Below are 11,238 nucleotides of genomic sequence, written 5' to 3' on the forward strand. Positions count from 1 at the left end.
CCATGGCCGAAATTAATGGCTCAGTTCCTAATTCCTTGCACCCATGCCCTATGACCCCCCAGGAAAAAGCCCAACTATATACTAAACTGGCAGTGCTGTTGGAATCTGGTTTAACAGTCTATCAAAGTTTGATAGTAATCGCCAAAAAAAGCAATCCTCGGCTTGGTCGTTACCTGGGGAAAGTGATTAAATCTCTCGGTCGTGGGGAAGATTTATCTGTCGCTTTCAGACGAGCCCCTCGGATATTTGACTGGTGGACTGCTAGTTTGCTGGATATAGCAGCCACCAGCGGCGCACTACCCGAAATGTTGTTACAACTGGCTGCAATTGAAAAACAGCAGACCCACCGACAAAATTTTTATCGTTCTGTGACCATAGCTGCTGCGACTACTGCTTTCAGTCTTCTGTTGCTACTGGCGACTATCTTATACACCCATGAGGCTAACCTAAATGATTGGCTGTTGTGGATGTTTATAGCCGGCGTTGTCGGGTTTATGGTCTACAAACTTATCCCCAGACTACCTTTTATCCGTCGTATTCAAACCGCCCGTTCCATGCTATATCTGGCTGAGTTGGAATTGCCTATTAGATGTGGCTTACCAATTCTCATGGCGATCGAATTGGTGCGCGATCGCATTCCATGTCCGCAGATGAGGGGAACTTTAACCGTAGCCTTGGGACAAATTCCTGCCGGAAAAACTCTCAGCCAATGTCTCCGGGAACGACTCCCAGCGATCGCTATCAATTTGATTCGCACTGGCGAAGAAACCGGACATCTGGATGGTGCCCTGTATAATGTTCAACAATACTATGAACAGGAACTAATGCGATCGCTGCGTCTACTACAGAGGATTCTGATTCCCATGACTCTCCTATCAGCGGGAGGAGTAGTAGCCATTCTCAGCCTAGAAGCCATGAAATCACTCTTCATTTTGCTACCTAGTTAACCCCTCAAATCCTGGGAACTAGGAACAGATTGGCAAAAATTAAATGTTTTCGAGCTTGTGAAATTTGGCAACTAGATTTAAGCTGACTATAACCGCAACCGGATCCGAAATTGTGGTGCATAAGGCCTGCCGACTGCTAGTTTATTATTGGGAAATTCTTACCCAAATGCTTGACATTATACCCAACTATTGATACACTCGGAACCGTCAAGGCCTATAGCAGCATAGCTGTTCTGTAGTAGACGTAAAGTGCATCGCCTGTAAATTTTGGCTGAAAAAAGGCGATTTGTACATGAGAATAGTCCGCTTTCAACCTAATGTTGAAAGCATTAAGAGACACCTCCACGTCTGCTTTTTAAGATTGTGCAATACTCAGATACTTCCGACTATTGCCCAATTTTTGGGGTTAAGTGTATCTGTTATGAGAAATGGCAGTTTTCATTCTTTTAAGTGAGGTTTTACATGAAACTACCAAGTGTGAAGAATTTGCGTCCGGGATGGTTTTTCGGAGCGATCGCTGGTGTAATTTTTGCTCAAACTGGTGCGATCGCCGCCGAGCGAGTGATTCTCACCTATGGACCTTTCCAAGCTCCCATCAACATCAGTGATTTAGAGGCATTTACCAGAGATGGAGTGACCACTAAAACTATTCGCCAGATTGTCGGTGCTTCCGGGATTCAGGCAGACACCCTGCGGGGATTGATGGGCTTAGAAATTGGCTTTGACCTAGTACCATTTTCCTGTATGATTTACACTCCCACAGGTCAAGAACTAACTGATGAAATTGGTGCAACTGTACGCACCCATCGGCGAGTTGCTAATGGCAAAGCTATTCGCGCTGGACTGATTAACGCCCTCAGCAACGATGGCAAAATCTCTTTCTTGGAGTTTCTGAAATACTATCCTGTGCCGGGAATGTATGTCGATGTCGCCAATATTCCGGCAACAGTCGCTAAAATGCAGAGCGTAAGTACCGAATTGGGATCTCTGTTTAGACAGGGTTCACAGTTTGGGACTCAGTTCTCCGATGGTACAAGAATTGTCGGTGGCTGTTCTGCTCAACGAGTTGATTTACCAGGTGCTGGTGCTGGTGTTGTACAACCACGGCCCGCACCAACACCCGCGCCACGGCCTGCACCTGCACCAGTGCCACGGCCTGTACCCGCACCAGCGCCGGCACCAGCGCCGGCTCCTGGTCCAATTAGAGGCCTGTGGTAATTTGACTGTTGGTTTATCCCCAGGGTGTCAGTCAGACACCCTGCTTTCTGGCTCTGGGTTTTCCACTGCCTCAATATATTGGCTCTCTATTAAAAATGAACCTTTGGTGAATCTAACGCCCCAGTAACCACCAGGACGGCGATCGAGAACTACCCCCACTTCACCTAACTTGATCACGTTCGGAGGCCGTAGAATCGGCATGGGTTCCGCTGTTTTGATATATGGCGGTAGAGCAATCACTCTAACTTGTTGATGAACGGCAAATTCTTTATCTTTTTCCATCAGATCTGGGAATGCTTCCACTGAGCAATCACCCTATTGTAAACGATCGCAGCCATTCTCATTATAGAAATTCGACTGCTATTGGGTAGAATGTCTAACCGCTCTAAACCTTGCAGGATAAACGTCAGTAGGCCCTCCCAACTGTCTAAGTACAGGTAACAGGTTAACGCCCGTAAATCACCAAAAAAAGTCTTGCGGGTCCTAGCAACTTGTACTTATCATCCAGCAACTCCAGCCAGGTATGCAATAGTACCGATAGGATGTTTCGGGTCTTGAGGGTGTTGTTATGCGAACAACACTGGAGCATGAAAACCTTGTCTCAAGAGAGCAAGGATGAAAGGCGACACGGGTACTTTAGTGCCCGTCAGCCCAAGACCTGATCAACTCTCGAACAACATCGCTGTTTGACTTTACACGCTTACTAGATAAATGCTACACTGATTGTAGTCATGCCAGGTAACCAACCACTTAAAAAACCTTGTTGCCTCAAGGCGTACACTGAACCTTGACCATTGAATCTATGCGGTTTGGCTGCATTGTTCTAGCTTCCTCCTGGCAGCAGGTAAAAGATTCACAGGAACTAGACAAATCAGTTTTTGAGGTATATTTGCTTCAATCTAAACAGGATTGGCAGAAATGCAACTACGGTAGGGCATACCGAAAGTAACGCTTGGGGAGAGTCCCACCTCTGGGCTAGACGACGCAAGGAATCTAGTTTAAGTGGTCTCGGTGAGCCAAGAATCCCCGTCTCTTCAGAGCGGGGAGTGTCAAGCTGATTTTCCACCTTCCACCCCGGCCATAACAATTTCTCCGACATTTTCATCCCTCATGGGATAACTGGTAGCCAAGGAATTTTTAGAGTGCGTCCCTATTTTAGTTCAAATCCGGTCTCCGTGCTACCTCCAGCGTGAAATCGTGCCAGTTTCTCGTATCGTTGGGCGTGGTCAATAAGTTCTGTGACTTCGGCTTCGGAAATTTCCCGGATACGTTTAGCCGGAACTCCCACCATTAGCGATCGCGGTTGTACGTCTTTGGTCACTACAGAACCCGCACCGATAATACTACCGAAACCGACTCGCACCCCATCTAGTATAATTGCCCCAATGCCGATTAAACTTCCCGGTTCAATATGGGCGGCATGGATCACCGCTCGATGACCTACGGTAACATCATGTTCTAAATGGGTAATATATCCGGGGTCGCCGTGGAGAATAGCACCATCTTGAATATTAGTGCGATCGCCTATAATAATCCGTTCAACATCCCCCCGCACTACCGCAGCATACCAAATACTCGCCCCTGAACCCACTTGTACATCACCAACCACCACCGCACCTGGGGCGACAAATGCAGCCTTAGACAAATCCGGTGGCGGAAAATGACCGACTGCTGGACAAATGGGAGCTTGATCAGGTAGGTTCATAGCTTAAACTGATGGCTGATTGATACATATACAAAACCCATCGCTATAATAGACCACTACTGGCTCGGAAAACGGTTTCATGATAAATTCTGCCTTGCAGTACCCTATTTTTGGGGCGGAGATTCGCTGTCCTCACTGTCGCCAAAAAATCCCGGCTTTAACCCTGACGGATACTTACCTATGTCCTCGACATGGGGCTTTTGAAGCTGATCCTCAAACTGGCGAATTGGTACATCTTCAGTCCGGGCGACAATGGCGTTTATGGGAGGATGAATGGTATCGACAGCATACCCATCCTGACGGTATCCGCTTTGAAATACACGAAGCCCTCGATCGCTTATATACTCAAGGATATCGAGCCACACGAGTCATCATCGCACAGCGTTACCAGGAGTTAATTAGTTCTTATCTCGAACGTAACACCCCCTGGCGTGAGCAGTCTGAGGTGGGGGAACCTCGTCTCTATGGTCTTCCTGTAGAGTTTAGCCCCTCCCCACAGGTTGAACCCTGTTGGAATGTCATTAACTTTAGTCTGGAAAAGGAAAAGGGGCTCTCCCCTTCCTTATCTTAATTGGCGCTCATGGAAATAGATGGGGATAATTTCATGCACCATGCTTCTATTCGCACCGCAGATATTCATCGCGCGATCGCTTTTTATCAGCAGTTGGGGTTCTCCGTCACCGATCGCTTTACTACTGGCTACACCCTCGCCTGTTGGATGCAAGGAGATTTGGGCCGCCTTGAACTTATCCAAATTCCTGAACCATCACCACCCCCTGACCCCTTTGGAGATGAACATTATGTCGGTTACTATCATCTCTCTTTTGATTTGACTGATATTACTCCTGATTTACCTACTTGGATTCATCATTTGAGCGATCGCATCCCCTCTTTAAAGGTTCTCCTTCCCCCTACCCAACAGCTAATCAGCAACCGCGTTTATGAGGTCGCTTTTATTGCTGATGCTGACGGCTTACCCCTCGAATTTATTCGCTTGTTAAAGCCCTAATTAATAATGCCACAATCGCCCCCATTCCATTCCTCTAATGCTCTAAATTTTCAAAAAAAATGGCCCGCCCCCCTAAAGGGGTTGACAAGATGGGGGGATGTGGGGTAACATTAGAGTATTACGCTTTATAATCGAAATATATTCCTAAATAATTTTTGAGTCCTGCCTCCCATTATCTAAAATGGTATCATAGCCAACCCCCTAAGTCAATAGTTATCTCCCATTACTATGGCGATCGTGACAATTTGTAACAAAACTTAACATAATCGGCAATAATATTAACGGGGGAGCTTAATTTAATCGCAGATTAGTTGAACCAATTAGGGCGATGCGCTACCATACCAAGTATGGGTGCGAGACGTTTAGGAGACCAAATAGGGCTGAGATGCCTGAAATAAACTCCTAGTGGGACTTCCAACCCTTGGTTGATTGGGTCGCATCCCTGACCATCCCACATAACACAGCCTAATTTTTGGGCTCCAATTCGAGACTTCCAATATGGCTAGTGAGGTGAAGCGAAAAATCAGGTCTGAGACTACCAAGCTAAACAGTGCTTTGGGATCATCTTTCTAAAAGCTTTGCGGGATACCGCCTCTGTTACCTTAACGGGTAACAGTGCTATCGTCGCATTGTCCGGAACCGGAAAAATGTCGCGTAAATCTATCAGAATAGACAAATGACAGATAATTCAACGCAAACCAGTAATAATGCTGTGGAGGCGGTAAGTAGCCTCAAGGATAAATTCCTTAAAATTATCAATAGTTGGCAACTGAAAGTAGGAATAGTTCTGTCCGTAGTAGTGGCGATCGGTTTCCTGTCATTTTTTTGGTCTCATATGGTAGCGGAGTTAGGGATGAAGGCTTGGTCCAAGAGTTCTGGAGCCACTCCGATTAGGTGTATGATCAGAGATACCAATGGCGATGAGTATGTCAGTTGTAGCGCCATCCTCAATGACCAAATAGTACCACTCGAATGCGGTTCAAGCATCTTTAACGTCGGGTGTCGGATCAACTATGGGGCGGCGGCGGCTCCAGCAGTTCGCCAACCGAAACCTTAATCAATGTGGGTATATGGTAATTGGTAGGGGCGGGTTCACGCCCGGTATATCCTAGTAACAGATGAATGCACATAAACCCGCCATATACCTGTGATCATAAACCCGCCCTATCTCGGCGATATAAATCCGCCCAGGTTAATATAGTTAGACAGCAGGGGGAGAAGATTGTCAAAACACCGACTAATCTTTAATTCCCTGCTTTTAATTTTAAGGATAAATTAATGATTTTTGATTGTATTATTGTAGGTTCAGGTCCAGCGGGAGCCACAGCAGCCTATCATTTGGCGAAAAAAGGTCATTCGATTTTAGTTATTGATAAGGCGATTTTGCCACGATATAAACCCTGTGGGGGTGGAGTTTCTCCGATAGTTCAGGATTGGTTTGATTTCGATTTTTCTCCGGCAATTTCCCTGAAAACTGTTATGGTTTATTATACCTGGAATAAATCGGAACCCATAGAGGTGGAATTAAAAATAAATCCGATTTGGATGGTCAGGCGAGAGGTTTTTGATTATTTTATTCTCAAACAGGCTATCAGTAAAGGGGCTACAGTTAGAGATAATACGGAGGTTCTGGGGATAGAATTTCAAAGCGATCGCTGGTTAGTTAAAACCCCGGAAGATACCTACACTGGTCGTTATTTAATTGGTGCGGATGGTGCTAAAGGTCCTCTAGCCAAATGGTTAGGATTTACCAAACAAAAGAAACTGGTAGCGGGGGCGTTAGAATTAGAAATACCGACATCTAAACCTGTGGATATGAAGACCTATTTTGAATTTGGTTTAGTCAATAGTGGTTATGGCTGGAATTTCCCTAAAGCTGACGGCTATTCTCTGGGGGCTGGAGCTTTTTCTAAACAACGCAAAGCACAAAATTTCAAACGAATATTAGAAGATTATGCGACATTTTTTCACCTGAATTTAGATAATGCTACCGAGTGCGGACATCCAATTTCTCTGTGGGATGGTAAACAAAAATTACATACCCAAAATGCAGTTTTAGCAGGAGAAGCAGCCTGTGTGGTTGATCCATTTACGGCTGAGGGTATTCGTCCATCTATTTTTAGTGGTTTAAAAGCGGCTGAAGCCATTAATCAAGCGCTAGGGGGGGATATTAATGCTTTAGATAAGTACACAGAAGTTATGAATGAGGAATGGGGTAATCAGATGATGTTTGCTCAGAAATTAGCTCAAATATTTTACCGTTTTCCTCAATTAGGTTATCAAATAGCTGTCAAAAAACCTTCAGCCACAGCGACTATGAGCCGCATATTTGCGGGAGAGTTGAGTTATTCAGATGTAGCCAACAAAGGTATTAAACTGTTGCAAAAATCCCTATTTAACTTTAATTCCAAATAATCAATATTGTTAATTACATTTAGTAGCGCCAGCGACGGTGAAATACAGCTTGTTCACCAGTCGCTTAATACATTCCCCTCACCCTATATCTCTCTCCCAGAGAGGGAGAGGGACTTTGATTAGTAGGGTGCGCCAGCGACGGTGAAATACAGCTTGTTCACCAGTCGCTTAATACATTCCCCTCACCCTAAATCTGGATCCCAGAGAGGGAGAGGGACTTTGATTAGTAGGGTGCGCCAGCGACGGTGAAATACAGCTTGTTCACCAGTCGCTTAATACATTCCCCTCACCCTAAATCTGGATCCCAGAGAGGGAGAGGGACTTTGAGAGATGATCAGATCATTTCTGAACAGGCTGTAGTCATGATGACGGGATACTTCAAAACTGACACACCCCTGTAAATGACTCTTTAAAAATCAATGGTTTGGGGAGCGCGTGGGAAAGGAATTACATCACGAATATTAGCCATCCCTGTCATAAACTGAACTACCCGTTCAAAGCCTAAACCAAAACCCGCATGGGGAACAGTTCCATAGCGCCTCAAATCCAAATACCACCATAATTCATCGGGGTTAATTTGTAAGGCTTCCATACGTTTTTGGAGGATATCTAAGCGTTCTTCCCGTTGAGAACCGCCGATAATTTCGCCAACTTTGGGGGCGAGAACATCCATGGCGCGGACGGTTTTTTCGTCGTCGTTTTGGCGCATATAAAAGGCTTTTATTTCACGGGGGTAGTCGGTCACAATTACGGGTTTTTTAAAGAGTTCTTCAGCTAGGTAGCGTTCATGTTCGGATTGTAGGTCTAAGCCCCAACTGACGGGATATTCAAAGGTGCGATCGCTTTTTTCTAGTAGTGCGATCGCCTCCGTATAGGTAATGCGTTCAAATTCATTATTGATAATATTATCAGCCGTAGCCAAGACGGAATTATCAATTCTTTGGTTAAAAAATTCCAGGTCTTCTGGACATTGTTCTAAAACCGACTTAAAGATATGTTTAAGGAAAGCCTCAGCCAAATCCATATTACCATCAAGGTCACAAAAAGCCATTTCTGGTTCAATCATCCAGAACTCGGCTAAGTGGCGAGAAGTATTAGAATTTTCCGCCCGAAAAGTGGGGCCAAAAGTGTAAACATTACCAAAAGCCAGAGCCATAATTTCAGCTTCGAGTTGACCGCTAACGGTAAGAAATGCGCGTTTTCCAAAGAAGTCTTGGGAGAAATCGACAGTTTTCGTCTCCGTGAGGGGTAGATGATTGAGATCTAAACTGGTGACGGAAAATAATTCTCCCGCGCCTTCGCAGTCGCTGGCGGTGATAATAGGGGTATGTATCCACAGAAAGCCTCTTTCTTGGAAAAATTGGTGAACCGCCGCCGCACAGGCGTTACGAACCCGAAAGACTGCGCCATAGGTGTTAGTACGCGATCGCAAATGGGCGATCGTGCGTAGGAACTCAAAAGAGTGTCGCTTCTTCTGCAAAACATAGGTCTGAGGGTCAGCCTCACCATAGACCTGTACTGTATCAGCCTTCAGTTCAATACGTTGACCTTTAGCAGGAGAGGAGACAATTTCTCCCGTCACTTCCACCGATGCGCCGGTGTTCAGTTGTCGTAAAATTGCTGCATAATCAGTTAAATCGGGGTTGAGGACTACCTGAAGGTTAGCCATACAAGACCCATCATTAACCTCAACAAAGGTAAACTCCTTCAGCTCCCGTTTAGTTCTCACCCAACCCTGAACTGTTACCGCTTCACCCGGTTTACCTGTCCGCAAAATTTCCGCTATACGTCCTTTGGCCATTTTGTCTGTCCCTTAACCCATCTAATTTTATATATACCAGCGATCGGGAATCGGGAACCAGAGGTCTGGTTACTGTTAACCATCATCACTCGGCGGTCCACTGTTCCTAAAGTTTTCTAAACCAATAGTATGTTTAAGTGCTATTTTCGGCGTAAAATTAGCTTGAGCAATATCAATGAGCGAGGAGACATTCCATGCCAGAGGCGGTGGGTGTAATTCAAACCTTGGGTTTTCCGGGTGTACTGGCGGCGGCTGATGCAATGGTTAAAGCTGGACGGGTGACTTTAGTATATTTTGATTTAGCAGAACGGGGAGAGTTTATGGTTGCCATTCGGGGCGGAGTTTCCGAAGTTAAGCCCGCAATGGAGGCAGGTATTGCAGCGGCGGAAAATACCTTTGGGTGTACAATTATTACCCACTACACCATTCCTAACCCCCCGCCTAATATTGTTGATGTTCTTCCTATTCACCATACCCCCAAGAGCGAACCCTTCCGAGTCTAACTGGTCGCTCTGGTTTAGAGTATGTACACATAGCATATTCTGGTAAATTTGTCAACAATTGTCGCTAGACTCAAGTTCAAGTGCAGCGACGGGTTATTATTCACTCAGGAGAGTTTTTGATGTCACAACAAGCAGTGGGCGCACTGGAAACTAAGGGGTTTCCAGGGATTTTAGCGGCAGCAGATGCAATGGTTAAAGCGGGTCGTGTCACCCTGGTGGGCTATATCCGGGCGGGTAGCGCTCGGTTTACAGTGATGATACGAGGGGATGTTTCCGAGGTGAAAACCGCTATGGATGCTGGTATTGCAGCAGTAGAGAAGGTATATGGGGGGGCTTTGGAAACTTGGGTAATTATTCCCCGTCCCCATGAAAATGTCGTGGCTGTGCTTCCTATTGACTTTAGCGAAGCGGTGGAAGAATATCGAGCAGCCGCTGAGGGTTTGACTCTTCCTAGGGGTAACGCACGATAATGGACAGGCTCCTTGCTCCGGGGGAATCACGGGGTAGGGGGCAATGGTAAAATCTAAGTTGTGTTACAATGAACCCTTTATTCGTTGTTGAGAGAGCATGATTTCATCTCAAATTAGGTTAACATTTTACGGCAATACGGTATAATACCAAGTATGGTGCGAGACCTTCGGGTATGAAATAGAGCTGAAATGGGCGTGGGGACTACCCGGTGAGGACTTCAACCCCTTAGTTGATTGGGTCGCATCCCTGGCCATCCCATAACACAGCCGGATTTTTTGGCCCCCCTTCGAGACTTCCAATATGGTTGCCAAGGTGAAGCGTCTAATCAGGTCTAAGACTGCCCGCGCCATGCTGACATGGGCGCATTATCGATTCAAACTAACCCTGAGACATCAAGGGGAAATAACTGGAACCACAGTTGTAGATGTGACGGAAGAATACACCAGCAAAACCTGTACTCACTGTGGTCATGTCCATTCCCAGCTAGGTGGCTCAAAAGTGTTCCGATGTCCTGAGTGGGGGTTCACTCTACCACGGGACTGGAACGGTGCTTTTGGAATCTTTCTAAAAGCTTTGCGGGATACCGCCTCTGTTACCTTAACGGGTAATAGTGCTATCGTTGCATTGTCCGGGAACAACCGGAAAAATGTCGCGTAAATGTATCAGTGGGTTTCTGATGAGCATACTCAACAAAATCTTTAAAGGACAGGATGAAACGCGGATTTCTCTGTCTACCCCGGAGGCGTTTGCGGCGATCGCAGTTAGTGCTATCTGTGCTGACGGCTATCTGTGCGCCCAGGAAAGGGAACGGATTATAGTTTTATTGTCGGAACTTCCCCTGTTTAACGGATATTCTCAGCCCAAGCTGACTAATTTAGTCGAAAAGTTATTTGAGTTACTATCTCTCAAGGGGACTTACTCTCTGTTGGCGATCGCTCGTGAGTTTTTACCTGTACAACTTCAGGAAACTGTGTTTACAGTAGTTAGCGATTTGTTATTAGTTGATGGGGTCTTGTCTATTAAGGAACGAGAGTTTTTGACCCATTTGTGGCAAATGTTGGATATACCTGCTGAACAAGCGTCTGAGATTTTTGAGCAGAAGTTAGAACAATACGATCTCAGAACACCTAATGGTTGATGAGAAGATTAAGCCGATATCTGATAATTTT

The 11,238-nt window shown here is 45.7% G+C and carries 12 protein-coding genes and 1 pseudogene; 10 read left to right on the top strand and 3 right to left on the bottom strand.

Features of this window, described 5'->3' with window-relative positions; genetic code table 11:
• Positions 1–2 precede the first annotated feature (2 nt).
• Positions 3–947: a type II secretion system F family protein gene (locus XZ46_RS26350; protein WP_006622594.1), complete on the top strand. Its 945-nt coding sequence runs from the start codon at positions 3–5 to the stop codon at positions 945–947.
• A 462-nt stretch (positions 948–1,409) separates the two neighbouring features.
• A complete protein-coding gene (locus XZ46_RS26355; protein WP_006622593.1) occupies positions 1,410–2,165 on the top strand; it encodes an alpha/beta hydrolase in 756 nt (251 codons plus the stop codon).
• 27 nt (positions 2,166–2,192) lie between these two features.
• Here XZ46_RS26355 and sipA read toward each other — a convergent pair whose 3' ends face one another.
• Together sipA and XZ46_RS26370 are read right to left on the bottom strand one after the other, a co-directional pair.
• Positions 2,193–2,447, bottom strand: a complete 255-nt coding sequence (gene sipA, locus XZ46_RS26360; protein WP_006670270.1) for a regulatory protein SipA — start codon at positions 2,445–2,447, stop codon at positions 2,193–2,195.
• A gap of 868 nt (positions 2,448–3,315) precedes the next feature.
• Entirely contained in the window at positions 3,316–3,870 is a 555-nt protein-coding gene (locus XZ46_RS26370) for a gamma carbonic anhydrase family protein (protein ID WP_006622592.1), read from the bottom strand.
• Positions 3,871–3,949: 79 nt separating this feature from the next.
• Here XZ46_RS26370 and XZ46_RS26375 point away from each other — a divergent pair, with 79 nt between their 5' ends.
• From XZ46_RS26375 to XZ46_RS26390, 4 genes are all read left to right on the top strand, one after another.
• Positions 3,950–4,441, top strand: coding sequence for a TIGR02652 family protein (locus XZ46_RS26375; RefSeq protein ID WP_008056217.1), 492 nt, complete (start codon positions 3,950–3,952; stop codon positions 4,439–4,441).
• 33 nt (positions 4,442–4,474) lie between these two features.
• A complete protein-coding gene (locus XZ46_RS26380) occupies positions 4,475–4,879 on the top strand; it encodes a VOC family protein (protein WP_035759996.1) in 405 nt (134 codons plus the stop codon).
• 676 nt (positions 4,880–5,555) lie between these two features.
• Positions 5,556–5,936, top strand: a complete 381-nt coding sequence (locus XZ46_RS26385; RefSeq protein ID WP_008056215.1) for a hypothetical protein — start codon at positions 5,556–5,558, stop codon at positions 5,934–5,936.
• A gap of 221 nt (positions 5,937–6,157) precedes the next feature.
• Entirely contained in the window at positions 6,158–7,294 is a 1,137-nt protein-coding gene (locus tag XZ46_RS26390) for a geranylgeranyl reductase family protein (RefSeq protein ID WP_008056213.1), read from the top strand.
• Positions 7,295–7,703: 409 nt separating this feature from the next.
• Here XZ46_RS26390 and asnS read toward each other — a convergent pair whose 3' ends face one another.
• Positions 7,704–9,095 carry an asparagine--tRNA ligase gene (gene asnS, locus XZ46_RS26395; RefSeq protein ID WP_006622580.1) on the bottom strand — a complete coding sequence of 464 codons (1,392 nt, stop codon included), beginning with the start codon at positions 9,093–9,095 and terminating at the stop codon, positions 7,704–7,706.
• 194 nt (positions 9,096–9,289) lie between these two features.
• Here asnS and XZ46_RS26400 point away from each other — a divergent pair, with 194 nt between their 5' ends.
• The 4 genes and pseudogenes from XZ46_RS26400 (at position 9,290) to XZ46_RS26415 (ending at position 11,207) form a co-directional block, all read left to right on the top strand.
• Positions 9,290–9,598, top strand: a complete 309-nt coding sequence (locus tag XZ46_RS26400) for a carbon dioxide-concentrating mechanism protein CcmK (protein WP_006622579.1) — start codon at positions 9,290–9,292, stop codon at positions 9,596–9,598.
• A 119-nt stretch (positions 9,599–9,717) separates the two neighbouring features.
• Positions 9,718–10,068 (top strand): carbon dioxide-concentrating mechanism protein CcmK, encoded by a 351-nt coding sequence (locus XZ46_RS26405; protein ID WP_006670274.1) that lies wholly within the window; start codon positions 9,718–9,720, stop codon positions 10,066–10,068.
• A gap of 262 nt (positions 10,069–10,330) precedes the next feature.
• Positions 10,331–10,726: pseudogene (locus XZ46_RS26410) on the top strand (zinc ribbon domain-containing protein); the annotation flags it as partial.
• Positions 10,716–11,207, top strand: coding sequence for a tellurite resistance TerB family protein (locus tag XZ46_RS26415; RefSeq protein ID WP_006622576.1), 492 nt, complete (start codon positions 10,716–10,718; stop codon positions 11,205–11,207). The pseudogene XZ46_RS26410 and the gene XZ46_RS26415, both read left to right, overlap by 11 nt.
• Positions 11,208–11,238 lie beyond the last annotated feature (31 nt).

This window comes from Limnospira indica PCC 8005 (assembly GCF_000973065.1).
GTDB lineage: Bacteria > Cyanobacteriota > Cyanobacteriia > Cyanobacteriales > Microcoleaceae > Limnospira > Limnospira fusiformis.

Coding starts and splice junctions, on each gene's coding strand:
- XZ46_RS26375 (WP_008056217.1), top strand. CDS start 3,950: ATGATAAATTCTGCCTTGCAGTACCCTATTTTTGGGGCGGAGATTCGC.
- asnS (WP_006622580.1), bottom strand. CDS start 9,095: ATGGCCAAAGGACGTATAGCGGAAATTTTGCGGACAGGTAAACCGGGT.
- XZ46_RS26415 (WP_006622576.1), top strand. CDS start 10,716: ATGTCGCGTAAATGTATCAGTGGGTTTCTGATGAGCATACTCAACAAA.
- XZ46_RS26385 (WP_008056215.1), top strand. CDS start 5,556: ATGACAGATAATTCAACGCAAACCAGTAATAATGCTGTGGAGGCGGTA.
- XZ46_RS26350 (WP_006622594.1), top strand. CDS start 3: ATGGCCGAAATTAATGGCTCAGTTCCTAATTCCTTGCACCCATGCCCT.
- XZ46_RS26355 (WP_006622593.1), top strand. CDS start 1,410: ATGAAACTACCAAGTGTGAAGAATTTGCGTCCGGGATGGTTTTTCGGA.
- XZ46_RS26380 (WP_035759996.1), top strand. CDS start 4,475: ATGCACCATGCTTCTATTCGCACCGCAGATATTCATCGCGCGATCGCT.
- XZ46_RS26390 (WP_008056213.1), top strand. CDS start 6,158: ATGATTTTTGATTGTATTATTGTAGGTTCAGGTCCAGCGGGAGCCACA.
- XZ46_RS26405 (WP_006670274.1), top strand. CDS start 9,718: ATGTCACAACAAGCAGTGGGCGCACTGGAAACTAAGGGGTTTCCAGGG.
- XZ46_RS26370 (WP_006622592.1), bottom strand. CDS start 3,870: ATGAACCTACCTGATCAAGCTCCCATTTGTCCAGCAGTCGGTCATTTT.
- XZ46_RS26400 (WP_006622579.1), top strand. CDS start 9,290: ATGCCAGAGGCGGTGGGTGTAATTCAAACCTTGGGTTTTCCGGGTGTA.
- sipA (WP_006670270.1), bottom strand. CDS start 2,447: ATGGAAAAAGATAAAGAATTTGCCGTTCATCAACAAGTTAGAGTGATT.